This is a genomic window from Streptomyces sp. NPDC031111 (genome assembly GCF_055570675.1).
The window spans coordinates 729,521-756,512 of the sequence record NZ_JBVIGS010000002.1 but is presented as its reverse complement, the minus strand read 5'-3'; the positions used below and the strand labels follow the sequence as shown (position 1 = coordinate 756,512).

Below are 26,992 nucleotides of genomic sequence, written 5' to 3'. Positions count from 1 at the left end.
GGTCGTCAGTCCTCGAAGGCCGTGGCGCGGGTGCGCTTCTCCCAGGCCAGGACGTCCTCGCGGACCTGGTCGAGATGGCCGAGGACCGCCCCGACACCGTCGTCGCCCAGCGGCAGCCGCAGGGGCGCGTCCTCCGCGTCGAGGGCGGCCAGGATGAGGGCCGCCGCCTTGGCGGGGTCACCGGGCTGGGTGCCGTCGCCGCCGGCCACGGCGGAGCGGGTCTCGCCGACCTTCGGGTAGAGACCGCTGTCCCGGCTGGCCCCGGCCCTGCTCGTCTCGAACAGGCCGGTCCGGAAGGACCCCGGCTCCACGATCAGCACCTGGATGCCGTACTCCCGCACCTCGTCCGCGAGCGCCTCCGACATGCCCTCCAGCGCGAACTTGGTACCGCTGTACGCCGCGAAGCCGGCGAAGGACATCTGCCCGCCCATGCTGCTCATCTGCACGATCGCCCCCGAGCGCCGCTCCCGCATGCCCGGCAGCGCCGCCCTCACCAGCGCGGCGGGACCGAGGACGTGCACGTCGAACAACTCGCGCAGCTCCTGGTCGGAGGTCTCCTCGAAGGCCCCGACATGGGTCCGCCCCGCGTTGTTGACCAGGACGTCGATCCGTCCGTGCCGCGCCACCACGTCCCGCACCAGGGCCTCGGCGCCCTCGATGTCCGCGACGTCCAGGCGCAGCGCCTCCACCTGGTCCGGGTGCGCGGCGACCAGGTCTTCCAGCGCCTCGGGCCGGCGGGCCGCGCCGATCACCACATCGCCGTCGGCGAGGGCGGCCTCGGCGATCGCCCGGCCGAATCCGCTGCTCGCACCCGTGATCAGCCACACCTTGTTCATCTCGGCTCCTTCTGGCCCCTGCTGCCCATCGGTTACGTCAACAACCTTGCCGTGACAGCGGGTTGGGCGTCCAAGACATACGCTGACAACCGATGGTTATGAAGACGGACGTTCACCTGCGGGATCTGCGCTATTTCCTGGCCGTGGCGGAGGAACTGCACTTCACCCGTGCGGCCGAGCGCCTCTACGTCTCGCAGCCCGCGCTGAGCAAGCAGATTCGGGCGCTGGAACGGCAGCTGGGCGTCGAGCTGTTCCGGCGCGACCGGCAGGGCGTGGCGCTCACGGCCGCCGGTACGGCACTGCTGCCGCACGCCCGTCGGGTGCTGGCCGTATGGGCGGAGGGCGCCACGGCGGTGGAGCGGGCGCGGGCGGCCCAGCGCAGCACGCTGGTCGTGGGCATGAGCACCAGCCCCGGCCGCGGCGGGCTGCTCCCCGCGATCCGCTCCCGTTTCACCGCCGCGCACCCCGACGCCGTGGTGCGGCTGCGGCAGGTCGGCTGGGAGGACCCGACGGCGGGCCTCGCGGACGGCGACGCGGACGTGGCGTTCGTCTGGCTGCCGCTGCCCGACGCCGGCCGCTACGACTGGACGGTGGTCGCCGAGGAGCCGCGCCTGGTCGCCCTCCCGGAGACCCATCCCCTGGCCGCCCGCACGGACCTCACCCTCGCGGACCTCGCCGACGAGCCGTTCCTGGCCCTGCCCCCGAGCGCGGGCGTCCTGCGCGACCACTGGCTCGCCCTCGACGAACGCCCCGGCGGCCCGCCCCGCGTCGGCGCGGAGATCGCCGGCACGGAGGAGACGTACGAGGCGCTGGTGGCGGGCCTCGGCATCTGCTTCGTCGCCGCCGGCAACGCCCCCTTGATCACCCTGGGCGGCGTCGTCACCCGCCCGGTCCGCGGTCTCGGCCCGAGCCGTTACGTGCTGGCCTGGCGCGAGGAGGAGGGCGACCGCCCTCTGATCCGGGGGTACGCGCGGGCCTGCGTCCGGGGACTCGCGTAGAACTCCCAGGGTGCCGCTAGCATGTGCGAACTCAGATGATCTGTCTGATTACCCGACCTTCACCGAAAGTTCGTGTCCTGCCGCACCACACCAGACCCCTCCGTCCACCACCGAGCACATAGACCAGAAACTTGAAAACCACACCAAGCCGAATACCCTCGCGCACCCTTCAGCCGCGAGCGATGCTGTGGGTCGCGGCGGCCGTCGCGACCCTCGGATTCCTCATAGCGCTGGAATGCGCCGCACGCCGCTACGGCCACCCGGGGCCGATCACCAACCAGGCACGAGAGGCGATCTTCGCCCCTCACTCGGGCCCGCTGCTGTACGCCGGCCTCGCCCTGGCGCTGGTGGTGCTCACCTGGCGGCAGCGGCTCGTCGCGGTGGGTGCCGCGATCGGTGTCGACGTCGTCTTCTGGCTGGTGCGGTGGGCGGTCGGCGCCGACATGAACTTCGGCAACGGCGCCCTGTGGGCGGTTCTGGGCATCGCGGTCGTAGGCGTCACCCGCCGTACCGGGGCGGAGCGACTGCTGCTGCTGAAGGGCACGGGGCTGGGCCTGCTGCTGGTGGCCGGACACAAGACCGGTGACACCTGGCTGCTCATCACGTCGAAGACCCGCCCGTCCGTGCTCGACCCGTATGTGGCGACCGCCGACCGGGCGCTGGGCGACCCGTCGTGGCTGGCCGGCCGGCTCCTCGAGGCCACCGAGCCGATCGGCCCCTTCGTGCTCCACGTGGTCTACGGCCAGCTTCCGCTGGCGGCGGCGCTCGTCGGGCTGTACCAGCTGCGCCGTGTGGCGGTCGAACGTCGCTTCCCGGGGCACCACCTGGTGCGCACGTTCCTGGTCATCGGGCTGCTCGGTCCCGCCTTCTACATGATCTTCCCGGTCGTCGGACCCGTCTACGCGTACGGCGCCGACGGCGGCCAGTGGGCGGTGGGCCAGCTGTGGCCGGACACGCTGCCGACGATCGGCACCCCGCACCCGATCCCGTTCGACGAGATCACTCCCCGCAACTGCATGCCGAGCCTGCACACGGCGTGGGCCACCACGCTGTTCATCCACACCCGCAAGGGCTCGCGGGCGATGCGATGGGCGGGCACGTTCTGGCTGGTCGGCACCCTGTCGGCGACGCTGGGCTTCGGCTACCACTACGGCGCCGACCTCGTCGCCGGCGTGGTTTTCGCGCTCACGATCGAGGCGGCGATGCGCTCGCTCGCGCGCGGCTGGGACCGGTCGGCGACCTGGCTGGTCGCCTACGGCTCGACGGTCTTCGCCGCGCTCCTGGTGTCGTACCGCTGGCTGCCGCAGGAGATGGCCCGGCACGCGTGGGCGTTCGGTCCCCTGATCCTCCTGGCGATGGCCTCGGTGATCTACGGCTATGTGCGGACCACCACCCTGTGGGAGACGGCGCCCGCGCCGGCACAGCGACTGGAACCACAGCCCCCGGAGCCGCGGCCCGAACTCGTCTGAAGGCTTCCGGCCGAGTCCTTCACTGGTACACGTCGGCCTGGAGGGCGAAGACCTCGCTGTACGTGCCGCCGGCGGCCATGAGTTCGTCGTGGCCGCCGGCCTCATGGATCCGGCCGCCGTCCAGGACCACGATGAGGTCGGCCATCCGGACCGTGGAGAAGCGGTGCGAGATGAAGACGGTGACGGCGCCGAGGCTCCGGCGGCTGCGCCGGGCGTCGCTGCCGAACCGTTCGAAGACGGCGTGCTCGGCGGCGGCGTCGAGCGCCGAGGCGGGCTCGTCCAGGATCTGGAGCAGCGGACGCTCCCGCATCAGCGTGCGGGCCAGCCCGAGGGTCTGCCACTGGCCGCCGGACAGTTCCGCCCCGTCGCCGTAGGTGCGGCCCAGCAGTCCGTTCAGCCCGCCGGGGACGCGGGCGACCACCTTCTCCGCGCGGGCGCGGGCCAGCGCGGAGCGGACCGCCTCGTCGTCGTCGACGGAACCGACGGCGCCGATGCCCACGTTCTCCCGCAGCAGCAGCTCCAGCCGGGCGAAGTCCTGGAAGAGCGGGGCGACGCGCGCCATCCAGGCCTCCGGCTCGAAGTCCCGCAGATCCGTGCCGTCGACCAGGATCCGCCCCTCGGTGGGCCGGTACATGCCGCACAGCAGCTTCACCAGGGTGCTCTTGCCCGCGCCGTTCTCGCCGACGAGCGCGACGGTGGAACCGGCGGGCAGGGTGAGGTCGAGGCCCCGGAGGATGTACCGGTCGCCGCCGGGGTAGCGGAACCCGACGTTCTCCAGCCGGATCTCCCCGCTCATCCGCTCCGGAACGGGGGCGGTGCCGCCCTCGTGGCGGCGACCCGCCGCCGTCTCCTTGAGTTCCGCCAGCCGTTCGAAGGTGCGCCCGCCTTCCTGCACCATGACGAACAGGCCGAGCGCGGTGGCCACTTGCGTGCTCACCTGCACGGCGAGGGTGATGAGGAGGACGAGGTCGCCGACGGTGGAGCGGCCCGCGAGGGCCTGGTCCACGACGAGGAGGATGGCGGCGCCGTACGCGAGGGCGAACAGCAGCTGGCCGGCGGCGCGCAGCAGCGCCGCGCGGGCGTGGGCGCGTACGAGAACGTCGGTCGCGGCGTCCCAGTCCCGCTGATGGCGGCGCAGCAGCGGGCGTTCGGCGCGGTACAGCCGCAGTTCCTTCACCGAGTTCGCCGCCGTGGCCAGGCCCAGCAGATGCCGGCTGCGGCGGACGGGCGTCGCGGACTCCTCCTTGCCCCGGTCCACGAGGGCCTGGGCGCGACGGCCGATGAGGATGGGCGGGACGGCCGCCACCGGCAGCAGGATCAGCCAGGGATTGAGCAGCCCGAGGATGACGGCCGTCACCACGGACTGCACGACCAGGCCGCCCAGTTGCAGCACGGCCTCCAGCAGTTGCCGGGTGCGGTGCAGGTCCTGGCGGACGAGGGCGAGGAGGTCGGCGAACCGCGGGCTGTCGAAGTGCTCCAGGCCCGGGGTGCCGTTGGCGACGTTCAGGGTCTCCTCCTGGAGCGCCGCCTCGCCCAGCTCGCCCAGCTCGAAGTAGAGGAGGTGCGCGAAGTGGCCCAGCGTCAGCTCCAGGACGAGGGCCGTCGCCGTGGCGAGCGCCAACCAGAACAGGGTGCCGGTGGCACCGGTCAGGGCCGCGTCGGTGACGCCCTTGAGGAGCAGGGCGACGGCCGGGGTGGCGAGGTGGCCGAGCAGCAGCAGCGTCACCGCGCCGGCGAACTTCGCCGGGCCGGTGCGGAACGCCGACACCATCAGGGGCCGTACGGCCGTCCACACGGTGTTCACCGCTCCGCCTCCTCGTGCTCGTCGGTTCCGGGGCCGTCGAAGCGCTGCGCCTGGAGCCGGAACAGTTCGGCGTACCGCCCGCCGGCGGCGACGAGTTCGTCGTGGGTGCCGCGCTCGACGACCCGGCCGTGTTCGAGGACGACGATGCGGTCGGCGCGGCGCACCGTGGAGAAGCGGTGCGAGATGATGACGCTGGTCAGGCCCTCGGTCATCTGAAGGAACCGGTCGAAGAACCGCACCTCCGCCCGCACGTCGAGCTGCGCCGTCGGCTCGTCCAGGACGAGGATCTCCGCGCCCGTCTCGGCGGCGAAGAACGCGCGGGCCAGGGCCACGCGCTGCCACTGCCCGCCGGAGAGGTCCTGGCCGCCCTCGTACTGGCCGGAGAGGACGGTACGGACGCCCGAGGGGAGCGCGGCCACGACCTCGGCCGCGTCCGCGCGTTCGATCGCCCGGCCGAGCGCGGCCCGTGTGGCAGGGGTGTCGGGCGCGTCCGGGGCGCCCATGCGGATGTTGTCCTCCAGGGACATCTCGTACCGGATGTAGTCCTGGAAGATCACGGCGAAGCGGCGCTGCCACGCTTCGGGGTCCATGGCGGTGACGTCCTGGCCGTCGGCGGTCACGGTTCCCCCGACGGGGTCGTGGAGCCGGGTGAGGAGCTTGACCAGGGTGGTCTTGCCCGCGCCGTTGAGCCCGACGATCGCGGTGGCCCTGCCCGCCTCGATCTCCAGGTCGAGGTGGTCGAGCACGGGGGGCGCGTCCGGGGCGTAGGCGAAGGTGACGTCCTCGAAGCGGATGCCCTTCTTCAGCCGGGCCGGCTCGCCGGGCGGCGGCACGGGGGGCCGGGCGGCCGTCCGTGCTTCCGCGGCCGGGCGGCCGGCGAGGCTCTCCAGTTCCAGGAGCGCGTCGAACGACTGCATGCCGTACTGGGTGGCGACATCGCTCTCGGGGAAATAGACGCCGAAGCGGAGCGGTATGAGCACGCCCTGCACGGCGACGGCCAGCTCCAGCAGGGTGAGCTCGCCGCTGTCGGCGGCGCGGCCCAGCTCCAGCAGGGCCAGGGCACCGCCGATCAGCCCGACCAGGGCGAGCCGGACGAACGGCGCGAACAGCAGCCGCCGGCGGCCCGCCCACAGCGGCTTCAGCAGGGCGTCGGTCTCCTCGCGGTGCCGTGCGCGGTACCAGTCGATCAGGCCCAGCACCCGCATCTCCTTGGCGATGCCCGCGCCCGTACCGGTCCTGCGGATGTACATGAGCCGACGGCGCTCGGCCGTCAGCCCGCCCCACAGGGCGGCGAACCGGCCCAGGGAGCCGCGCTGCCCGAAGCGGATGACGAGCGCCGTGACGGTGACCAGCAGCCCGGCCCAGGGGGTGAGCACGATGCCCACGAGCACACAGGCACCGGCGAGCTGGGTGTAACGGGAAACCAGCGCCAGCAGTCCGGCGGCGGCCTGGCCGGGGCTGGACATCTGGCCCTCGTAGGGGGCGCGGGCGTCGCTGAGCAGGTCCAGGGTCCGGCGGCGTTCCAGCACGTCGATGGGTGTGTCCGTGAGCGAGACCCGCATCAGGCGCCGCACACAGTAGCCGTCCACCCGGCGGGTGACGATCTCCCCGGTGAACACCCGGAATGGAGCGACGAGTTGCTGTACGACGAACGAGCCGACGGAGACGAGCAGCGCGAGGCCTACCGTGCCCCAGCCGCCGCCGTCCACGGCCCGCGGCAGCCGGTGGAGCAGCGTGCTCATCGCGACGATGAAGCCGAGCGGCAACAGCCCCAGGAGGACGTTCACCAGGACCGACGCCACCAGGGGCCCGGTGCCGGCGTGCGGCAGCAGCCGCAGGATCCCGAGCCAGCGCCCGGCGCGGGCGCGCGGGGAGTCCCCGGGGGCGGTGCGGGTCGGAACGGTCATGTTTCCCCCGGCTCTGTTCCGGACCGATGGAACAGGGTCCTCACGAGCCCTGAAAAGGCACGGCAAGACGATTTTTGGCGCGCATCACCATACCCGTGCGGTGAACCCGTTCACGGTGTTCAACCTTCCTGAACTCGACTTTGTGGACACGTATTTGGAGCGTCGTTAGGTTGAAAACGATGAATTACCCCTTCGATGTCTATGCGACGGCGACGACCGCGCGCCCCGGCGAGGCGCACAATGCCACCACGCTCGAGGAAGTGGCCAAGAACGCGGAGAAGTGCGGATTCACCGGGCTGCTGTCCTTCTACAACAACCGGGACCTCAACCCCTGGCCGGTCGCCTCGGCCGTGCTGGAACGCACCGAACGGCTGGTGCCGCTGGTCGCCGTGCAGCCGTACGCGGCGCCGCCGTTCACGGTCGCGCAGATGATCCACTCCCTGACGGCGCTGTACGGCCGCCGGGTCGACCTGAACCTGATCACCGGGGCGTCCGCGGCGGAGCTGGCCCAGGCCGGCGACCCCCTGGGACACGACGAACGGTACGAGCGGGCACGGGAGTTCATCACCGTGGTCCGGGCCCTGCTGAGCTCGGCGGAGCCGCTGCGCCACGAGGGCGGGCACTACCGCTACGCGGGCCTGAGCACCCACGCCCCGCTCGACCCGGCGCTGATGCCACGCGTCTTCGTCGCCGGTTCGTCGGAACAGGCCCTGGCCACCGCCCACGCCGTCGCGGACGTCGCCGTCACCCACCCGGAGCCCGTCGAGCGGTTCGCCCGGGACTACGCCGCCGCCCTCGCGGGCGGCCCCCGCATCGCCGTCCGGGTCGAGCTGATCGCCCGTCCGACCGCCGACGAGGCGTGGGCGGCGGCCCGCGCGCGGTACGTCACGGACCGGGCGGCGCACGTGAGGACCGCGATGCGCCGCCGCTCCGAGTCCGACTGGAGCCGCAAACTGGCCCATCTGGCCACCGACGGGGACGTGTACGACGACGTGTACTGGACCGGCGGCTACCGCAGCGGCAAGGGCTACGCGCCCCAACTGGTCGGGGACTACACGTCCGTGGCGCACTATCTGTCCCGCTATCTCGACGCCGGAGCGAGCACGGTACTCCTCGGAAATCTCATGGAGGACGAGGAATTCGCACACGCCGAGGCCACGTTCTCGGCCCTTTCCGCGATGCTCCCCGCCGATCCGCCGGGAGCCGTCCGGTGAATTCCCGATGGTATCCCGGCGGAATGCCGGCGCACCCCGTGTTCAACGGCCCGTTCTGAGCGGTTGAACGCTCTTTTTCGGAAGGCGAGTTGAACACGGAGCGTCTTGCTATCTTCCCCCGAGCGTCATTCGCGGACGTTGCCGCGCGATCCCCGAAGTTCACCTGTGGGAGGTGACATGTCCTACGCCTCCGAGCCGTTCCCGGCGACCGGCCCCGCGTTCGTCCACGATCTGCTGGACGCGACCGCGCACGGGCGGCCCCGGGCGAACGCGGTCGCGGACACCGCCGGGCAGTGGACCTACGCGCAGCTGCGCGAGGCCAGCCTGCGGGCCGCCGCCTGGCTGCGCGACCGGGGGATCCGCCGTGGTGACCGCGTCCTCACCCAGCTCCCCAACCGCAGGGAGCTGGTGGCGCTGCTGTACGCCACGTCCCGCCTCGGCGCCGTGCTCGTGCCGGTCAACCCGCAGATGAAGCCGTTCCACCTCACCACCGTCCTGCGGGACGCCGATCCGTCGCTGGTGGTCGGTGACGCCCGTACGGCCGGAGCGCTGCGGGAGGCGACGCCCGCACCGGTCGTCGAGCTGGACGGGGCATGGGAGGAGATCCGGGCGGCCGCACCCGACGGCGGCCCGGCCACCCCCGCCACCGGTCACGACGCGGCGCTGCTCATCTACACGTCCGGCAGCACCTCGGCCCCGAAGGCCGTCGTCTGCCCGCACCGCCAGATCGTCTTCGCCGTCCGGGCGATCGACCAGGTGCTGCGCCACCGCCCGGACGACGTGGTGTTCCTGCGCCTGCCGATGTCCTTCGACTACGGGCTCCACCAGCTCTTCCTCGCCGCGCTCAGCGGCGCCGCCGTGCATCTGGCGGAGGAGGGCCGCGATCTGACCCTGCTGCGGCGGATCCGGGAGACGGGCGCCACCGTCGTGCCGCTGGTGCCGTCGCTGGCGCAGCTGCTCACCCATCTCGCCGGGCGGGACACGGCCCCCACCCGGGTCCGGCTGTTCACCAACACCGGCGCGGCCCTGACCGAGGCCCTCTGCCGGGACCTGCGCGCGGGCTTTCCCGGCGCCCGGATCGCCCTCATGTTCGGCATCACCGAGTGCAAGAGGGTGTCCGTCCTGGAGCCCGACGGCGACCTGGCGAAGCCGGGCTCGGTCGGGCCCCCGATCCCCGGTACCGCCGTCGAGGTGATCGGGGAGGACGGCACGCCGCTCCCGCCGGGCGAGCAGGGCGAGTTCGTCGTACGCGGACCCCATGTCATGAGCGGCTACTGGGGCGCGCCGGAGCTGACCGCGCGCCGCTTCCGCAGGGACGAGCGGACCGGCGAAGTGGTCCTGCACACCGGCGACTTCGGGCACCTGGACGAGGACGGCCACCTGTACTTCTCCGGCCGCCGGGACGACATCGTCAAGCACCGGGGCACCCGGGTCAGCCTGCTGGAGATCGAGGCGGCGGCCCTGGACGTCCCGGGCGTACGGGCGGCGGCGGCCGTGTCCCTGCACGACCCGGCGGCGCTGGTGCTGTGCGCCGTCGCCGACCTGCCCTCGACGGAGCCGCTGGTCCAGGGCCTCGTGGAGCGGCTGGAGGCGGCGAAGCTGCCCGACCGCTGCGTGCTGCTGGACCGGCTGCCGCTCACCCCCAACCAGAAGACGGACCGGAGAGGACTGGCCGAGATCGTGAGGAAGCAGCAGTGACGACCCCCACCACGCTGGTCGAGCGGTACGGCAGCCCCCTGTACGTCTACGACCTGGACGAGGCCGACGCGGCCGCCGCCGCACTGCGCGCCCAGCTCCCGGCCGGCGCGACCCTGTTCTACTCGCTGAAGGCCAACCCGCACCCGGAGGTGGTGCGGGCCCTGCGGGCCGCGGGCTGCCGCGCCGAGATCAGCTCGGCGGGTGAGCTGGAGTCCGCCCTGGACGCCGGGCACGAGCCCGGAACGTGCCTCTACACGGGGCCGGGCAAGACGGACGCGGAACTGGCCCACGCCCTGGAGCGCGGCGTCGCGTTCTTCTCGGCGGAGTCGGTGACCGACCTGCGGCGCATCGCCCGGGCCGCACGGCGGCAGGGGGTGACCGCGCGCTGTCTGCTGCGCGTCAACGGCGGCGCCGGCGAGGGCACGGCCGGACTGCGGATGACCGGCACCGCCTCCCAGTTCGGGCTGGACCTGGACGCGGTGGACGCGTGGGCGCCGGCGGTCGCCGGGACCCTGGCCGAGGGCCATGTGGAGCCCGTCGGTCTCCACCTGTTCGCGGTGACCAACGCCCGCGACGAGGACAGCCTGATCCAGGAGCTCCTCACCAACGTCCGTACGGCCGCCCTGCTCCGCGACCGGCACGGCCTGCCGGTACGCGTCCTCGACCTGGGCGGCGGATTCGCCCACCCGTACGCCGTGCCGGGCGCCAGGCCCTCCTACCCGAGGCTGCGGGACGCGCTGGAGGGCGGTCTCGACGAGCACTTCGCCGGCTGGCGGGACGGCGACGTGGAGGTCGCCTTCGAGTCGGGCCGCTATCTCAGCGGCTCCTGCGGCCGGTTGCTGACCACGGTGACCGATGTGAAGGAGAGCAAGGGCCGCACCTTCGTCGTGCTGGACGCCGGGGTGAACACGCTCGGCGGGCTGGCCGGGCTGCGCAGGCTGCCGCCCGTACGGGCCCAGGCGGTGCCCGCCGGTTCCGGACGGACCGGCGACGACCGGGAGGAGCGGCGGGTCGCGCTCGTCGGACCGCTGTGCACGCCCAGCGACACCCTGGCCCACGACACCGCGCTGCCCCTCCCCGCCCCGGGCGACCTCCTCGCCGTCCCCAACACCGGTGCGTACGGGCTGAGCGCCAGCCTCATCGGCTTCCTGTCCCGGCCCGCCCCCGGCGAGGTCGCGCTGCGCGGCGGTGACGTGGTGTCCGCGACCCGCGTCGATCTGCGGCGCGGGCCCGTCGCGGGGCCGCGGGTGCGGCCGGTGGACGCGGCGGAGCGGGCCCGCGCGGTGCTGCCCGTACTGGCCGAGCACGCCCGCCGGGTGGACGCCGAGGCCCGCTTCCCCACCGAGTCGCTGGCGGCGCTGCGCGCCTCCGGCCTGATGGGCCTGCTGGTCCCGGCCCGTTACGGCGGCCTCGGCGGCGGCCTGGCCGAGCTGGCCGAGGTCGCGCAGATCCTCGCCTCGGGCTGTCTGTCCAGCGCGATGATCTGGGCGATGCACTGCCAGCAGACCGACGCGGTGGTGCGGTTCGGCACGGAGGAACTGCGGGAGGAGCTGCTGCCCCGGATCGCCGCCGGGTCGGTGTACCTCGGCTCGATCACGTCCGAGAAGCAGACCGGCGGCCATCTGCTGACCAGCGCGGCACCGCTGCGGGAGGACGGGGACGGCCTGCTGGTGGAGCGGGACGCGCCCATCGTCACCGGCGGCGCCGTGGCCGACGGCTTCCTGCTGACCATGCGCGACGCGCCCGACGCCGCGGCGCGCCGGGTCACCCTCGTCTACGCGGACCGCGACCGGCTGGAGGTGGAGGTCAGCGGCGACTGGAACCCGCTGGGCATGCGGGGCACGCACAGCGTCGCCCTGCGGCTCAAGGGCACGGTGCCCGCCCACAGCGTCGTCGGCGAGCGGGGCGCCTTCTCCCGCGTCGCCGTCGGCGCGTTCATCCCGCTCGGGCACATCGGCTGGGCGGCCTGCTGGCTGGGCGCGGCCCGGCAGGCCCTGGCCGAGCTGCTCACGGTGTTCCGCTCACCCAGGCGCCCCTCGTCCACCGACCTCAAGTCGGACCTGGTGGCCGAGCGGATCGCCCGGATCCGTATCGACCTGGAGACCGTCAGCGCCTATCTGCGCCAGTGCGTGGAGGAGGTCTCGCGCCGCCGTGCCGAGGGCGACGACCTGACCGGCACGTCGGTGCAGATCCACCTCAACACCCTGAAGGTGCTGGCGTCGGAGCTGACGTACCGGGCGGCCGACCAGTGCGTGTCCCTGGCCGGGCTCGGACTCGGCTACCGGGCCGACTCCCCCGTGCCGCTGGAGCGCCATCTGCGCGACCTGCGCTCGGCGGCCCTGAACTACTCCAACGACCGGCTGCTGACCGCCACGGGCACCCTCTGCCTCGCGGACCGCGCGGTCGGCCTCATCGGCGGTGCGCCGCGTCCCGCGCCGGCGCCACACTCCTGACAAGCAGAGCGGAGACACATCGTGCGAACCGAGTGGGACTCGCAGTTCGAGAAGGTGCTGAGGGAGCACCTGCCGCTGCTGGACGCCGACCACACGCTGCGCCCCGACGCGGCACTGTCCGGGCTCGGACTGGACTCGCTGGCGTCGGTGCAGCTCCTGGTCAGCCTGGAGGAGGCGTTCGAGGTGGCGATCCCCGACGAGATGCTGACCCCCGAGAACTTCGCGACCCCCGGCTCCCTGTGGACGGCCCTGGAGTCGCTGCGGGAGCGGCGGTGACGGGCGCGCCCGCGACCCGCGTGCGGGAGGTGCGGGTGCCCGTCACCGGGCGGCGCTCCGGCCGTGCGCCGCTGACGTGGGCGCAGCGCGTGCAGTGGAACGACACGAAGTGGATGGAACCGCACGACCACTACTTCAACGCGGCCCGGAGGCTGGCCGTCCCGCCCGGCCTGGAGCTGTCCGACGTCACCGGCCTGCTCGCCGCCGTGGTGGCCCGGCACGAGAGCCTGCGCACCCGCTACCCGACCGACGGCGCGGGCGGCCCGTACCAGGAGGTCTCCGCCGCCGACGAGCTCGTGCTGGGGGTCTACCGGACGAGCGACGCCGGAGTGGACGAGGCCGCCGACTGGTTGCAGGGGCGGCTGCGGGCGCAGCGCTTCGAGCTGTCCGAGGAACTCCCGCTGCGGGCGGCGGTCCTGGAGCACGAGGGCACGCCCCGGTACCTGCTGATCGTCGTCTCGCACGTCACGCTGGACTTCTCCGGCCTGCAACTGCTCACCGGCGAGCTGAGGGAGCTGCTGAGCGGCCGCACCACCCCGTCCGGGCTCCCGCCGGTCGAGCGGCAGATGCTCGACCAGGCGGAGGCCGAGGCGGCGCCGGCCGGCCGGCGCCGCTCGGAGGCCGCGCTCGGTCACTGGGAGCGGATTCTCCGGGACGCACCGGTCACCGTGTTCGACCCGCCGGGTCCCACGCCGCCGCCGCTGGACGAGCCGGAGCGGTTCGGCCAGCTCGGTCTGGTCTCCCCCGCGCTGACCCTGGCGACGCGTGCGGTGGCGGATCGGCTCGGGGTGAGCGGCACCACCGTGGTGATGGCCGCGGTCAACGTCGTGCTGTGCCGTCTCACCGGGCGCGACCGGGTGCCGCTGAAGCTCATCGCGTCCAACCGGGGCCTGACGGAGCTGAAGCACCTCGTGGGCATCGCGCTCGGCAGCTGTGTGACGCTGGTGCGCACGGAAGGGCGGGCGTTCCCCGAGGTCGTACGGGACACCGGCCGCGCGGCGCTCCAGGCGTACCGGAGGTCCCAGTGCGACCCGGTGGCGCTGGACGAGCTGCGGGCGAAGGTGAGCGCCGAGCGGGGCGTGTCCCGTATCGGGCTGCCGTGCGGTTTCAACGACCTGCGCCCCGCCCGGCCCGCGCCCGGGGCCGGCGAGGCGACGGCCGACGCGGTCCGCGCCCTGCTGCCCCGCACGGAGGTGACGTGGGACGGGCACCGGCCCCGGCAGGAGGTCACGCTCTGGTACTGGGTGGAGGACGTGGACGGCGTCGACGTGCACCACGCCCTGGTCGACCTGTGGCACCTGCCCCGGGCGCGGACGGAGGAGCTGCTGCGGGGGGTCGAGGACGTGATCGTCACGGCGGCCGTGACGGACACCCCCTAGGGCAGGCGCACGCCGGGGAGGGCGCCCGGGAGGGCGCCGTGGACCTCGTCCAGCCGTTCCAGGATCACGTGGGCGTCGCCGAGTTCGCCGGCCGGGTGCGTGGTGGTGACGGCGACCACGAACATGCCCGCGCTGCGGCCCGCCGCCACGCCCGCCGGGGCGTCCTCCACGACGACGCACCGCGCCGGGTCGGCGCGGAGGGCGGAGGCCGCCGCGAGATAGCCCTCCGGGTGCGGCTTGCCCCGCTCGACGTGGTCGGCGGCGACCAGCACCTTCGGCACCGGCAGCCCCGCGGCGCGCAGCCGCCCGGCCATCAGGGCGCTCGGGCCGGACGTCACCGCCGCCCACTGGTCGTCGGCGAGGCCGCCGAGCAGGGCGGGCGCGCCGGGCACCGGACGGACCAGGCCGCCCCGTTCCTCCTCCAGACGCGGGATGCGCGCGAGCACCGCCGGCACGTCCTCCGGGCGGAAGAACATCGGCACCACGTCGGCGTCCCGCCTCCCGTGGCAGACCGCGAGGATCGCCTCGGCGTCGGCGCCGTACTCGGCCGCCACCTGCCGCCACACGTCGGTGATGAGCTCCCGGGAGTCGACCAGGGTGCCGTCGATGTCGAAGAGGAACGTCACCCCGGCCGGACGCCGGACACCGGGGGCCATCAGGACCCCGAGGCGGCCGCGCACAGCGACCGGTACGTCGGCTCCACCCCGGCGGCGTCCTTGAACAGCGCGGACGCCACGATCAGCCGGTCGGCGCCGGCGTCCCGCAGCAGCGCCACCCGCTCGGCCGTCACCCCGCCGTCCGCCGCGATCCTGATGTGGCCGAGGCCCCGGGCGTCGAGGTCCGCGCGCAGCCGCCGGATCTTCTCCACCGTGTAGTCCAGGAAGTCGCTGGTGCCGGGGTTCACCGCCATCACCACGACCTGCTCCACGAGGTGGGCGATCTCCTCGACGGCCGACACCGGTGTGCCGGGGTTCAGCACGATCCCGGCGGCGACACCGCCGCTCTCCAGGTCCCGCAGCAGCCGCGCGATGTGCGGGGTGCTCTCGGCGTGCACCGACACCAGGTCGACGCCCGCCCGGATCAGCCCGTCCAGGTGGTCCTGCGGCCGCTCCACCTGGAGGTGCGCGTCCAGCCTGCGCCCGAACGCCTTGCGGACGGACTGCACCGCCTTCAGCCCGAAGCTGATGTCCGGCACGAACTGCCCGTCCATGACGTCGAGATGCATCAGCTCCGCGTCCGTGCGGGCGACCTCGGCCACGGCCCGCCCGTACTCCAGGGGGTCGGCGCCGAACAGGCCCGGCACGATGGCGGCGCGTCGGCCGGCCGTCGGTCCGCTGTCCATGGTGGTCTCCTCGTCTCGTCTTCTCGGTCAGCCGGTGATCGACCGCAGCGTCCTGGCCACGAGGTCGACGTCGTCGTCGTCCATGTCGGGCCGCAGCGGCAGGCACAGCGCGTTGCGGGCGAGAAAGTCCGCGTGGGGGAAGGCGTCCGCGTCGAAGGCGTACGGCGCGAACGCGGGCTGCCTCGGGATCGGCACCGGATAGCGCACCACCGCGTCGATGCCCGCCTCCCGCAGTGCCGCGAGGGTGCTGTCCCGCTCCGGCACGATCGTCTGGAACATGTGGAAGACATGGGCGCCGCTGGCTGCGGGGACGGTGACGGCGCTCCCCGCGAGGGCCGCGGTGTAGCGCTCGGCGAGTGCCCGGCGGGAGCGGTTCCACGCGTCGAGCCGGGGCAGCTTGTGGCTGAGGACCAGCGCCTGCACGGAGTCCATCCGGCTGCTGAAGCCCAGCTCCACATGGTCGTTCTGCCCCTGCTGGCCGAGGCCGCGCAGCCGGCGCAGCCGCTCCGCCAGCGCCGGGTCCCCGGTCACGGCGGCGCCGCTGTCGCCGGCGGCGGCGAGGTTCTTCGAGGGGTGGAAGCTGAAGCAGCCGATGTCGCCGAAGGTGCCGACGGGCCTGCCGCGCCACCGCGCGCCGACGGCCTGCGCGCAGTCCTCCACCAGTGCCAGGCCGTGCTTCCCGGTGAGCGCCGTGAGCCGGTCCATGTCGAGGACCTCGCCGAACATGTGCACCGCGACGACCGCCCGGGTGCGGGGCGTGACCGCCGCCTCCAAGAGGTCCGGGTCCATCATGTAGTCGGTGTCCGTGCAGTCCACCAGGACGGGTGTCGCGCCGACCCGGGCGATGGCGAGCACCGTCGAGTGGAAGGTGTTGGCGACCGTGACGACCTCGTCGCCGGGGCCGACGCCCAGCGCGTGCAGGGCCAGGATCAGCGCGTCCGTACCGGAGTTGAGGCCGACGGCGTGCCGTGCCTCGCAGTAGTCGGCGAAGGCGTGCTCGAACTGCTCGACCGGCTTGCCGAGGATGTAGTCGCCGGACAGCATCAGGTCGGTGATGCTCCGGGTGAGGTCGTCGAGGTCGTCGAACTGCGCCGGGTATCCGTAGCGCGGGACCAGCATGATGGCACCTCTCGAGCTTCCAGGGGGCGTGCTCAGCAGCCCGGGGGCAGGGCGGCGACGGTCGTGGTGAGGTCGGCCTCCCGGCGGCCGCCCGCCGGCAGGTCCGGGTCGATCAGCACCTTCAGGTGCTCGCCGGGCAGCCGGGACCCGGGCCGGTCGGCCGCCATGGAGCGCAGCACCGGTCCGGCGTCGGCCAGCGCGATCACATGGCTGACCACCGGTCCGAAGCGCCGCGCGTGGGTGGTCAGCAGCTCCTGGGCGCGCAGCAGGTGCCGGGCGGAGGTGCCGCGGTGGCCCGTGAGCCGCACCCGCTTGCCGGACGGCAGCGCCACCGGCACCACCGTCCCCGGGTTGGGCGTGCCGCACACGTTGGCGCGGCGCACCGAGTTGAGCTCCAGCTCCCCGGTCAGCTCGTGCACCGTCCCGGAGCCGAAGCCGCCGAACAGGTCGATCGCCGCGTTCTCGCGCACGGTGTGCAGGGCCTCGCCCAGGGCCCGCCCGGCGGCCTCCCTCGGCAGGCACACGAACGCGGCCCCCGCGCCGGGGGCGGGCGCCTCGGTGCTGAGGACGGCCGTGTCCAGCACCCCGCGGCCGCGCAGATGGTCCAGCCGCTCGGCGCGCGGGTGCACCAGCGTGACCGGTGTGCCGCGCAACTCCGCGACGAGCGCGGTCAGTACGGCCGTGGTGCCGCTGCCCCAGACGACGGCGGACTCGGGCGGACCGCCGGAGTCCGCGACCAGGTCCCAGCCGTACAGGACGGCGCCCAGGGGCTCCGTGAGCGCGGACAGGTCGGCGGGCAGGTCGGGGCGGGCCGGCACCAGGTTCCGCCGCACCGTCTCGGCCCCGCCGCCGGCCGGGTACCACCGGCGCAGCAGGCCGTCGTAGGAGTGGCCGAGGATGCTGTCCTGGTCGTGCGGGTCCACCGGGTTGGGGATGCCGCGCACCAGTTCGCCGCTCCCGGCGCGGTACTCGACGAGGCCCTCGTGTCCGAGGACGGCCGCCGCGTCGGGGCGCACGCCGCGCTGGATCTGGAGGTCAGTGCCGCAGATCCCGGCCCGCAGGACGCGCAGGGCGCCGTCGACGGTGGGCAGTTCGTCGTGCTCCAGGTGCGGGCCGCGTCCGTCGGCGGTGCGCCGCCAGGTCGGGTTGCGGACCGCGTCCACGGGGACCGTCATGCCGCCGCCTCCGGCTCGTCCAGCAGCCGGAGCAGCAGCTCGGCGGAGCGGGTCAGCTCGGGGAGGGTCAGGTCACCGGCGAACACGCACTTGCCGAGGCCGTTGGGCAGCGGGATGTTCTGCTCACCGCCCCGGTGGCGGGTGGACTCGGCGAGCGCGTCCCAGAGGAGGGCGGGCTCGCACACCGGGTGCCGCACCGGCAGTCCGGCCGCGCGCAGCAGCGCGAGGGTGCGCAGCGCGTCGGCGGGCGTCAGCAGGCCCCGGTCCACGGCCAGCGCGCAGGACAGCGCGATGTCGATGGACACGGCCTCGCCGTGCAGGAGTTCCGGCTGGGTGACCATCTCGACGGCCGGGCTGAAGGTGTGCCCGAAGTCGACGGCCCGGCACAGCTCGTGCTCCCACAGGTTGGGCTCGAGCTCCTCCAGCATGCCGTCGATGGCACGGTGCGTCACCTGCCGGCCCCGCTCGCCGGCCAGCCGGGTCCGTACGAGGTCGGCGGTGTGCCCTTCGAGCAGGTCGAAGAGGGTGGCGTCCTTGATCACGGCCATCTTGACGATCTCGGCCATGCCGTTGCCGATGTGGCGCTCGTCCAGGGTGCGCAGCAGGCCCCGGTCCAGGAGCGTGTCCGTGGCCGGGTGGTAGGTGCCGAGCCGGTTCTTGTGGCCGTGGAAGTTGACGGCGGTCTTGGCGCCCACGGCCGCGTCGACCAGGCCGATGAGCGTGGTCGGCACCCGTACGTACGGGGTGCCGCGCCGGTAGAGGCTGGCGGCGAGGCCCACCAGGTCGGTCAGCACGCCCCCGCCGACGGCCACGATCGGGTCCCGGCGCGCCAGCCGGGCGGCGTCGGCCGCCCGCGCGATCCGCTCGACGGCCGCGAGTGTCTTGCCGCTCTCCCCGCCGGTCAGGCGCAGGACGTGGGGGGTGACACGGTGGCCGAGGAAGTAGGCGAGGACCGCGTGCCCGTGGTGGGCGAAGACGTTCTCGTCCATGACGACGAGCCGGCTCGCCCCGGGCTCCAGCCGTGCGGCCCGGGCCAGGGCCGCGTTGCCGGGCGCGAACACGTCCGGCACGTCGGTGACGCGGTACACGACGTCCTGCCGGGCCCGTACCGTCCAATCCCCGTGACTCATTCCGGCCGCACCCTCCCGTCGGGAATTCCCCTCGCGTGGAATCCGGCTCCACGCAGCGCGTTCAGGCCGTCGGAGCGGCCCCGTACGATCCGTCCGGCGAAGTACGCCGGGTCCTGGTCCGACATCCCGTACAGCCCCAGCCGGTCCAGGTGGCCCAGGAGGCTCGCCAGATAGGCGTCGCCGAGGCCGTCGACCACCCCGCCGGTGAGCACGGTGCGCTCGACCTCGGGGTTCAGGCAGGCCTGCGTCAGCAGGACGCGGGCCAGGGGCTCCGTCACGGCGTCGAGCACCCGCAGCGCCCCGGGGTGCCCGGAGGCGACCGCGCCGGAGAACGCCGCGAGCACGTCCGTGCGCTCCGTCGCCTCCGTACCGCCCCATGCGGCGGCGGGCAGGCGGTGCAGCAGCTGTTCGATGCCGCGGCCCGAGGAGTACGAGCTGACGTGGTCGTCCGCCCCGCAGTCGCAGGGCAGCGTCAGCGCCCTTCCCTCCCAGGACAGTTGGGCGGGCAGATGGCCGATCTCCCCCTGGAGGCCGTACGTCCGGTCCACCGGGATGCGGCCCGTGGCGAGGTCGACGGTCCGGTAGGCGATACCGGTGCTGATCGTCACCGCCGCCGCGCTGCCGCTGCGGCCCAGGCTGTCGTCCGTCAGCAGCGCGTACGCGAGGGCGGACACGTCGTTGACCACGGTCCAGCGCACGTCGGGCCGCCGGGCCGCCAGCTCGTCGGCGGGCCGCCACGAGGTCCTTACGGGACCGAACAGCGGTGCCGCGCCGAGGACTTCGCCGGTGCGGTGGTCCATGGCCGCGCCCAGTGAGACCGCGCAGGTGTCGACCGGCTCGGGCCGGGTTTCGCGGATCTCGTCCACGGTGCGCACCAGCCAGTCGACGATGCGGCGCTGGAGGTCGGCGACGGGCGCGGAGCCGGTGCGGTCGCCGACCGCCGGGACGCGGCGCAGCCCGGTCACGGTGCCGTCGCCGGTGAGCACCCCGGCGCGGAACCAGGTGCCGCCGAGGTCGAACACCGCGACGGGCCGCTCGTCGGCGCGGGCCGCGGAGGCGGAGAAGCCGGTCACGCGTGTGCGCCGGCTGCCTGGGCATCCAGCAGCAGCAGGCCGTCGGAGCCGAGGAAGGACCGGGTCGCGAAGGTGTCGTCGGTCCCGGCGGCCAGCTTGGCCACGGCCTCCGTCTTGCCCGCGCCGGTGGCCAGGACGACGCGGGTGGCGGCGCCGCACAGCGCGGGCAGCGTCTGCGTCATCCGCAGCGCGCCGTCCGCGGTGGTGGTGAGGGTGACGCCGGAGGTGTCCCCCGGCTCGTAGCGGTCCGCGAACAGCGAGGCGAGATGGCCGTCCGGGCCCAGCTGGAGCAGCACCAGGTCGGCGTGGCCCGAGGGCGTCAGCGACCGCAGCAGCCGCGCGTGGTCCCGGGCGGCGGAGGCCGGGTCGGGGGCACCGACCGGCATGGGGTGCCGCCGCTCCTCGGGGACGGACGCCGGGTCGAGCAGCGTCTCGCGGATCATCCGCCAGTTGGAGCCGGTCTCCGCCTCGGGCAGCACCCGGTCGTCGGTCTGCACCACATGCACGGAGTCCCACGGCACGTCCTGTGCCGAGAGCAGTTCGTAGGTGCGGACCGGGGTATTTCCTCCGGTGAGGGCGATGACGCAGACGCCGCGTGCCAGGACGGCTTCTCTCACGTTCCGCGCGACGGTTTCGGCCGCGTACTCGGCCACCGATTCCGGCGTCGGGAACTTTCGTGTCGGAAGAGAACTCAAGGGTGAACTCCCGGCGGGCTTCGTAGCCGTCTCTCTGAATCGACCGAGACACTACTGACGGCGGCACCGCTCGGCCACGGGCAGCATTTGAACACCGGGCGCCGCTACAGTTCCGCCGTGCCGACATCCCGCATCAGTCACGTCAATGCGTACCTTGACCGGCTCGGTTTGCCGGAGAAGGTGCCCCCCACCTACGGAAATCTGCGGCTGCTGCACCGCGCGCACGTGGAGCGGATTCCGTACGAGACGCTGGACTTCCAGCTCGGAAGGGCCCCCGGCATCGCCCCGGAGGAGGCGTTCGAGCGCATCGCGCGGCAGGGCCGGGGAGGTTACTGCTTCCATCTGAACGGCGCGTTCTCGCTGCTGCTCGCGGAACTCGGCTATGAGGTCGCCATGCACCGCGTGGGCGTGCAGAAGGTGGACGAGGACACCCCGCCGGGAATCAACGCGAACCACATGGCACTGACCGTGCGCGGACTGCCCACGCCGGACTCACCGGACGGCGACTGGCTGGTGGACGTGGGCCTTGGTTTCGCCCCCCACGAACCCATTCCGCTGCGAAAGGGATGGACGCGGCAGGGCCCGTTCGGATACGAGCTGGGTCCTTCCGGATTCGAGCCGGACGCATGGCGGCTGGACCACCGGCCGATACGCGGTTTCGCCGGCGCCGACATTTCCGCCCGGCCCGCCGTTTTCGAGGACTTCGCGGAGCAGCACGCCTTTCTCTCCACCGATCCGCGCTCGGATTTCGTCCGGCTGGCGCGGGTGCAGCGCAGGGACGCGCACGGCACCGATCTGCTCCTCGGCTGCGTGCTGACCCGGATCACCGAGGACGGCGACGAGCGCCGTGAAGTGACGGACCGCGACGCGTGGTTCGGCGTACTGCGCGACCGCTTCGGGCTCGCCCTGGACGACCTGGACGAGGCGGACCGCACCCGGCTGTGGACCGTGGTGCGGTCGGGCCACGACGCGTGGCGGCGCACCGCCGCCGGGGAGTGAGCCGCCCGGCGGACTCATGACCGCCGGACGCTCACCACCAGTCGCGGGGCGCGGCCCCGTCGGCCCGGCGGCCGCCGAGCAGTTCGGCCGCCGCGACCGCGTTGACCAGTCCGGCCCCGTACGTCTTCACCACCGTCCTGCCGGCCGGTACGGGTGTGTCGCCGAAGCCCATGTCCACGACGACCGCGTCCGGCCGGCCGGCCACCAGGGCGGCGACCGTCTCCGTCTGCCACGGGTCCGCCGACTCGGCCCGCACCACGACCACGAGCGGCACCTCCCCGGGCACGGACAGTTCCCCGGCCGCCGTGCCGGGTGCGGCCTCGCAGAAGCCGAGCAGCCGGCCGAGGCGCCGCAGCGCACCGGTCAGGCCCCAGGGCACGGTGCCGCAGGAGATGCTGGGGTCGGGGCGCAGTTCGACCACGTACCGCGCGCCCGGCTCGGGCGGTTCGCCGCGCACCTCGACGGCGCGGCGGGCGGCGGCCAGCCCGACGCCGCTCAGGTCCCGCTCGGGCCTGCGGGGTGCGGCGGTCCACTCGCGCAGCCGGACCACCCGCTGTGCGGCCTCCTCCAGCCGGGACAGGGTGAGCGTGCCGTCCTTCACCGCGCGGCGCGCCGCGTCGTGGATCTCCCGGCAGACGTCCTCGCCGTCCATGGGCCCGAGGATCATCAGGTCCACGCCCGCCTGCCAGGCCCGTACGGCGGCGCCGCCGAAGCCCAGTCCGGCCTGCGCGGCCTTCATGTCGAGGGCGTCGCTGATCACGACGCCGTCGAAGCCGAGTTCGCCGCGGAGGATGCCGGTGACGAACGTGCGGCTGAAGGTGGCCGCCACGTCGTCGACGCCGCCGACGAGGACGTGCCCGGTCATCACGGCCTGGACGCCCGCCTCGACGCAGGCCGCGAACGGGGGCAGGTCGCGGGCGCGGAACAGTTCCTCGGAGGCGTCCACCGACGGCAGTTCGTAGTGCGAGTCGACCCGGGTGGCGCCGATGCCGGGGAAGTGCTTGGCGGTCGCGGCGACCCCGTGGCGCTGGAGCCCGGTCACGAAGGCGCGGGAGTGGGCGGCGGTACGGGCGGGGTCGGAGTGGAAGGAGCGGGCGCCGAGCACCGGCATGTCGAAGCCGGGGCACACGTCGACGCAGGGCGCGAGGTTCACCGTGATGCCCAGGTCGATCAGGTCGGCGGCGATCGCCTGCGCGACCTGCCCGGTCAGCTCGACGTCGTCCACGACCCCGAGGGCCAGGTTGCCCGGGTAGTTGCTGCCCCGGTGGTACTCGGCGCGGGTGATGTCGCCGCCCTCCTCGTCGAGGGCGATGACCATGTCCGGATGCCGGGCCCGCAGCGGCTCGGTGACGATCTCCCGTATCCGGCCTTCCAGCAGGCCGAGGTTCGCCCCGTACAGGACGATGCCGGCGAGGCCGTCGTCCAGCTCCCGCAGGAGCCAGTCGGGCGGCCGCTTCCCGCCGTAGGCGGGCAGCAGACACGCGTTGACCAGGGTCGACACGGTATCCATGGGACTCCCCCTCAGCTGTGGTCGGCCCGGGCGACGGGCGCGGGCCGGTGCGGCACGTCGCCGCGCTGCTCCAGTTGTCGGGCGAACTCGCCCCAGGACTCGCTGCACGCCCGGGCGAGCCCGGCCAGGGTCTCCGTGCAGTGGCTGGGCACCTCGCCGACGAAGGGCTGCCACTCCTTGGAGTCGATCATCTTGGTGCTGAGCCAGCGCAGCATCGTCCGGCCGTGACCGGTCAGGCGCAGCGACGGGTCGGAGACCAGGGTCCGCATCACCTTGGTCACGTCCCGCTGGGCGAGCCGTGGTTCGGGGGGCCGCACCGCGGCCGTGCCGCCGTCCGCACCGGCACCGGTAGGGGGCTCGGGCCCCACCGTGGAGGCGACGACCGTGACCTTGCCGGTCGCCTCGGCCGCGAGGGCTCCGCGCCGGCGCTGCTGCGGCGGCACCGGGTCCTCCCCGCGCAGGACGCGGGCCCGTACGTCGAACGCGGTGCCCAGGGAGATGCCGGCCTGCTTCGCGATCTGGCGCAGCGGGGTCTTCGGGTTCTGCCGGATGAGTTCGCCCGCCGACCGGCGTCCCTCCGCGCTGCTGAAGGGGCGGCGCTTGCCGTCCCGGCCGATCCTCACCGGCTCCGGCACCGCGGCGGGAGCGCCCTTGCGCAGCTCACCGACGGTCGCGGCGGACAGGCCGGTCGCGGCGGCGACGGCCCGGTCGGACCACTGCGGGTGGGAGGCGAGGATCCGCTCCGCCGCCGAGCGGCGCTCGGTCAGCGACAGGGGCAGCCCGTGCGCGATGTTCAGCCGGACCGCCAGCAGGAACATGTCCTCCTCACGGCCCTCGACGAACCGCGCCTCGATCTCCTCGTCGCCGCGCAGCAGGGCGGCGCCGACGCGCTGTGTGCCGTCGACCACCCGCATCGTGGCGCGGTGGACGACGATCGGCGGCAGCGAGGCGGCGTCGAGCTCGGCGAGGGCCCGCACGTGCTCCGGGTCCTCCGAGCGGGTGCGGGGGGAGTCGGCGGAGCGCAGCGCGGAGAGGCTCACGGTCTCGACGGGCGGCCCCTCGGACCCGAGGGAGAGGACCGGCTCCGCCGACACCGGCGCCGCGCCGGGCAGTCCGTCGGCGTGGGACTGTTCGCCGGGACATCGGCCGTGGCCGTCCGGTCCTCGCGGGTGATCCGGCTCGGCGGGCCCGCGGACACTGCCTTCGTCCCTCTTCTGTGCAGGCATGCAGACCTCTCTCCACGGTTCCCCCGGTGGTGGTGCCCGCGCGGCACGTGCCCCGGCGCGACACCGCCGGGCCCGGCGGTATTCGCGCTCCGTTCACATGTGCGGTGGCACCTGGCACCGAGGCCATGGGATCGACTGGGGTTGGGGGGCTGGACCGACCGCGCTGTGGGGAGACGGGCGCTGCGGCTGTGGCGCCGGGGAGGTCGACGGTCGGTCGGGAGGATCTTGGAGCGGCATTGGTATAGACCAAATCCCACCGCAGATCAACTACCCCTGTCAAGACTCGACTTGAACAGAACATGCCGTACGGCCACGGGTCCCGCCCGTGCCGACGGCCTCACGGCCGGAACGGCGCGAGGCAGCCCCGCGTCGCCGGGGCGGTCACCAGACGGGCCACCAGCCCGGCCGTGTCCGCGGCCTGCCGGGCGGTCACCCCGGAGAACGCCAGCCGCACCGCGGGGCGGGGTGCCCCGAAGGCGCTGCCCGGCGAGACCCGGGCGCCGTGCTCCGCGAACAGCGCGAGAGCCGCGTCCTCGTCGAGCCCGCGCACCCCCAGCAGCACCGCGACACCGCCCACCTCGTCCCGCTCGTACCAGCCCAGCGCGGAGCGCACCGAGGCGACGAACACCCGCCGGGCCTCGACCGTCGGCTCCGCGCACTCCCGGACCAGCGCGTCCAGGGTGCGCGGCGTCAGGAACTCCGCCCAGGTCCGCTGCCACACCGTGGCCGGACCGGTCAGCCGGACCCGCGGCGGATGCGCGGCGCCCTCCGGGCCGACCACCCAGCCCAGCCGGGCACCGCCGCCGGCCAGCTTGCTCAGCGAGTGCACCGACCAGCCGCCCGGCACCTCCGGGCCCGGCCCGGAGAACCACCGGTACACCCGGTTCACCATGACGTGGTGGCCCCGCCCGGCGCACCGGGACAGCTCCTTCGCGTCCGCCGCCGACAGGGTGCGCCCGTCCGGGTTGCGGCCCGGACTCGTCACCCACAGCGTGGCGGGCTCGTCCGGCGCCCGCGCCTCCGCCGCCAGTTCGTGCCACGGCAACTGCCGCACCCGCGTCCCGGCCGCGCCGAGGAGTCCGGGCAGCGGGGCGAAACCCGGGCGCTCGACCAGCACCCGCCGCGTCTCCCCGGCCCACGCCCCGGCGAAGGCCCGCACCCCGGCGGTGACCGAGGTCCGGCCCTCCGGTGCGCCGAGGTCGCCGCACAGCCGGTCCAGAAGCCGCCGGTCCCCTCCCGGCGCGGGCGGACCCCAGGAACCCCTGCTGCGCACGGCGGCCTCCTGGGCGGCGGCGAACCGCTCCACCAGCCGCTCCGGCCAGGGGCGCTGGGGCCCGGTCAGATCAGTCGCCGCGCCGGTCATCGCGCGTCCCGCCGAGCATGGCGCCCGGTATCCGGTACGACACGGTCGCCACGAACGGCTCACCGTCCAGGTCGATGAAGGTGCCCGCCTCCGTGTCCCGGCGGACCACGCCCCGGTCGGTCCGCAGCGCGGTGCGGCGCAGGACGTGCGGCCCGGGGCGGGCGTCCAGGTGCCGGCCGCCCGGCAGTTCGCGGGCCAGGCCGAGCGGCACCAGCCGTACGCACGTCGCCATGTCGAACCGCTCCAGCGGCTCGACCGCCCCGGGGTCCGTGTCCACGGCGAGCCGCAGCGGCTCCCGGTAGTAGCGGTAGGCGTCCACCGCGGTGCGCACCGCCGGACCCAGCCCGCGCGGGCGGGCGGCCGCGAAGGCGTGCACGGTGGTGGCCCAGCAGCGGCGCCCCCAGTCGGGGCGGTCCAGCCGGGGCGCCGGCTCCAGGCCGGACGTCGGCGCCCAGGCGGCGCTCAGGGCCTCCTCCTGCCGGGGCGTCAGGATCGAGCAGGCCCGCAGCTTCTCCACCACGAAGCCGAAGAAATGCGTCAGCCCGGCACCCTCCAGCAGACCGCGGAACACGGTCCGGTCGAACCGCTCCAGGGACAGCGCGCACAGCAGGTCGTTGGTGTCCTTGACGGTCACGAAGTGGTCGCCGGCGGCGTTGTTCACGCCGCTGGCGAGGGTGTGCTCGATGTCCATCGTGTGCAGCCCCGCGCCGTCCGGGAAGGACAGGGAGCGGTCCAGGCCCAGCCGGGAGCTGTGCCGCACCGAGTAGTCGCCGAAGTGCACGTCCACGTTGATGAGGTCGTCCGCGCCGGCGGGCGCGAGCAGGTTGATCTGCCCGTACAGGAGCCGGGCCCGGGCGTCGTACTTCAGCCAGGGCACCTCGCCCGGGTTGACCGTGTAGCCGTCCTCCTCGCGCAGCGCCCCGGCGAGCACCGCCGCCTGGGCCCGGTCGGCCACGTACAGGTCGAGGTCGCCGAAGTCCCGGAACTGTGGCTCGGCGTAGGCCTCGCGCGCGCCGAGCCCCTTGAAGGCCAGCACGGTCACGCCGTGCTTCGCGGCCAGGGCGTCGACGCGCGCCAGGTTGTCCTCCAGCACCGCGTGCATGCGCCGGATCCGGGCGGCCCGGGGTTCGAGCAGCGCGAGGACCCGTGCCACGGCGGCGTGGTCGCGGTACGGCGTGAGCCGGGACACCACCAGGCTGCGGCAGCGCTGGCGCCCCAGGATGTCGGCGGCCTCGTCCGCCCCGACGAACTGGACGGCCGCGATGCTCTGCTCCACGGTGTGGCGCGGCTGAAGGCTGCACAGGCTGAGCAGCTCTCTCACACGGT

Annotated in this window: 22 protein-coding genes; 8 read left to right on the top strand and 14 right to left on the bottom strand. The window is 73.9% G+C overall.

All coding sequences use genetic code 11. The features are described 5' to 3' along the window. Positions 1 to 5 precede the first annotated feature (5 nt). On the bottom strand, positions 6 to 836 hold the full coding sequence (locus ACZ470_RS07130; RefSeq protein WP_468425130.1) for an oxidoreductase: 831 nt from the start codon (positions 834 to 836) through the stop codon (positions 6 to 8). 92 nt (positions 837 to 928) lie between these two features. On the opposite strand from ACZ470_RS07130, the gene ACZ470_RS07125 reads away from it, so the two are divergent. Continuing rightward, the gene (locus tag ACZ470_RS07125) at positions 929 to 1,834 is read left to right on the top strand and encodes a LysR family transcriptional regulator (protein WP_468425128.1); all 906 of its coding nucleotides are present in this window, start codon (positions 929 to 931) and stop codon (positions 1,832 to 1,834) included. A gap of 182 nt (positions 1,835 to 2,016) precedes the next feature. Then, positions 2,017 to 3,303 carry a phosphatase PAP2 family protein gene (locus ACZ470_RS07120; protein WP_468425126.1) on the top strand — a complete coding sequence of 429 codons (1,287 nt, stop codon included), beginning with the start codon at positions 2,017 to 2,019 and terminating at the stop codon, positions 3,301 to 3,303. Positions 3,304 to 3,322: 19 nt separating this feature from the next. Here the strand turns inward: ACZ470_RS07120 and ACZ470_RS07115 are convergent, their stop codons facing one another. Further along, positions 3,323 to 5,107, bottom strand: a complete 1,785-nt coding sequence (locus ACZ470_RS07115) for an ABC transporter ATP-binding protein (RefSeq protein WP_468425124.1) — start codon at positions 5,105 to 5,107, stop codon at positions 3,323 to 3,325. Continuing rightward, complete coding sequence (locus tag ACZ470_RS07110; RefSeq protein WP_468425122.1) at positions 5,104 to 7,014, bottom strand: ABC transporter ATP-binding protein; 1,911 nt, start codon at positions 7,012 to 7,014, stop codon at positions 5,104 to 5,106. The genes ACZ470_RS07115 and ACZ470_RS07110 overlap by 4 nt, the downstream gene beginning before the upstream one ends. 179 nt (positions 7,015 to 7,193) lie before the next feature. On the opposite strand from ACZ470_RS07110, the gene ACZ470_RS07105 reads away from it, so the two are divergent. From ACZ470_RS07105 to ACZ470_RS07085, 5 genes are all read left to right on the top strand, one after another. Beyond that, positions 7,194 to 8,228 (top strand): LLM class flavin-dependent oxidoreductase, encoded by a 1,035-nt coding sequence (locus ACZ470_RS07105; protein ID WP_468425121.1) that lies wholly within the window; start codon positions 7,194 to 7,196, stop codon positions 8,226 to 8,228. Positions 8,229 to 8,405: 177 nt separating this feature from the next. Then, positions 8,406 to 9,926, top strand: a complete 1,521-nt coding sequence (locus ACZ470_RS07100) for a class I adenylate-forming enzyme family protein (protein ID WP_468425119.1) — start codon at positions 8,406 to 8,408, stop codon at positions 9,924 to 9,926. Then, entirely contained in the window at positions 9,923 to 12,379 is a 2,457-nt protein-coding gene (locus tag ACZ470_RS07095) for an acyl-CoA dehydrogenase family protein (RefSeq protein ID WP_468425117.1), read from the top strand. The genes ACZ470_RS07100 and ACZ470_RS07095 overlap by 4 nt, the downstream gene beginning before the upstream one ends. 21 nt (positions 12,380 to 12,400) lie before the next feature. Next, a complete protein-coding gene (locus tag ACZ470_RS07090) occupies positions 12,401 to 12,655 on the top strand; it encodes a phosphopantetheine-binding protein (RefSeq protein WP_468425115.1) in 255 nt (84 codons plus the stop codon). Continuing rightward, positions 12,652 to 14,034: a condensation domain-containing protein gene (locus ACZ470_RS07085; protein ID WP_468425113.1), complete on the top strand. Its 1,383-nt coding sequence runs from the start codon at positions 12,652 to 12,654 to the stop codon at positions 14,032 to 14,034. The genes ACZ470_RS07090 and ACZ470_RS07085 overlap by 4 nt, the downstream gene beginning before the upstream one ends. Here ACZ470_RS07085 and ACZ470_RS07080 read toward each other — a convergent pair. The 7 genes from ACZ470_RS07080 to pgl are packed head-to-tail and all read right to left on the bottom strand — an operon-like array spanning position 14,031 to position 20,526. Then, a complete protein-coding gene (locus ACZ470_RS07080; protein WP_468425111.1) occupies positions 14,031 to 14,690 on the bottom strand; it encodes an HAD-IA family hydrolase in 660 nt (219 codons plus the stop codon). The genes ACZ470_RS07085 and ACZ470_RS07080 overlap by 4 nt on opposite strands. Further along, positions 14,690 to 15,376 (bottom strand): ribulose-phosphate 3-epimerase, encoded by a 687-nt coding sequence (locus ACZ470_RS07075; protein WP_468425110.1) that lies wholly within the window; start codon positions 15,374 to 15,376, stop codon positions 14,690 to 14,692. Before ACZ470_RS07075 ends, ACZ470_RS07080 begins: the two co-directional genes overlap by 1 nt. Positions 15,377 to 15,403: 27 nt before the next feature. After that, positions 15,404 to 16,495: a DegT/DnrJ/EryC1/StrS family aminotransferase gene (locus ACZ470_RS07070; protein WP_468425108.1), complete on the bottom strand. Its 1,092-nt coding sequence runs from the start codon at positions 16,493 to 16,495 to the stop codon at positions 15,404 to 15,406. A 32-nt stretch (positions 16,496 to 16,527) separates the two neighbouring features. Then, entirely contained in the window at positions 16,528 to 17,670 is a 1,143-nt protein-coding gene (locus ACZ470_RS07065) for a dehydrogenase (RefSeq protein ID WP_468425106.1), read from the bottom strand. Further along, positions 17,667 to 18,800, bottom strand: coding sequence for a sedoheptulose 7-phosphate cyclase (locus tag ACZ470_RS07060; RefSeq protein ID WP_468425104.1), 1,134 nt, complete (start codon positions 18,798 to 18,800; stop codon positions 17,667 to 17,669). The genes ACZ470_RS07065 and ACZ470_RS07060 overlap by 4 nt, the downstream gene beginning before the upstream one ends. Continuing rightward, positions 18,797 to 19,873 (bottom strand): ROK family protein, encoded by a 1,077-nt coding sequence (locus tag ACZ470_RS07055; RefSeq protein ID WP_468425102.1) that lies wholly within the window; start codon positions 19,871 to 19,873, stop codon positions 18,797 to 18,799. The genes ACZ470_RS07060 and ACZ470_RS07055 overlap by 4 nt, the downstream gene beginning before the upstream one ends. Next, positions 19,870 to 20,526 carry a 6-phosphogluconolactonase gene (pgl, locus tag ACZ470_RS07050; protein WP_468425100.1) on the bottom strand — a complete coding sequence of 219 codons (657 nt, stop codon included), beginning with the start codon at positions 20,524 to 20,526 and terminating at the stop codon, positions 19,870 to 19,872. The genes ACZ470_RS07055 and pgl overlap by 4 nt, the downstream gene beginning before the upstream one ends. Positions 20,527 to 20,685: 159 nt before the next feature. Here pgl and ACZ470_RS07045 point away from each other — a divergent pair, with 159 nt between their 5' ends. Next, on the top strand, positions 20,686 to 21,567 hold the full coding sequence (locus ACZ470_RS07045; protein ID WP_468425099.1) for an arylamine N-acetyltransferase family protein: 882 nt from the start codon (positions 20,686 to 20,688) through the stop codon (positions 21,565 to 21,567). Between the two features lie 31 nt (positions 21,568 to 21,598). Here the strand turns inward: ACZ470_RS07045 and ACZ470_RS07040 are convergent, their stop codons facing one another. From ACZ470_RS07040 to ACZ470_RS07025, 4 genes are all read right to left on the bottom strand, one after another. Continuing rightward, complete coding sequence (locus tag ACZ470_RS07040) at positions 21,599 to 23,077, bottom strand: glycoside hydrolase family 3 protein (RefSeq protein WP_468425097.1); 1,479 nt, start codon at positions 23,075 to 23,077, stop codon at positions 21,599 to 21,601. Between the two features lie 11 nt (positions 23,078 to 23,088). Next, a complete protein-coding gene (locus tag ACZ470_RS07035; RefSeq protein WP_468425095.1) occupies positions 23,089 to 24,303 on the bottom strand; it encodes a hypothetical protein in 1,215 nt (404 codons plus the stop codon). Between the two features lie 337 nt (positions 24,304 to 24,640). Next, entirely contained in the window at positions 24,641 to 25,666 is a 1,026-nt protein-coding gene (locus tag ACZ470_RS07030) for a pyridoxal phosphate-dependent aminotransferase (RefSeq protein ID WP_468425093.1), read from the bottom strand. Then, positions 25,647 to 26,987 carry a nucleotidyltransferase family protein gene (locus ACZ470_RS07025; RefSeq protein WP_468425091.1) on the bottom strand — a complete coding sequence of 447 codons (1,341 nt, stop codon included), beginning with the start codon at positions 26,985 to 26,987 and terminating at the stop codon, positions 25,647 to 25,649. Before ACZ470_RS07025 ends, ACZ470_RS07030 begins: the two co-directional genes overlap by 20 nt. Positions 26,988 to 26,992: the final 5 nt, after the last annotated feature.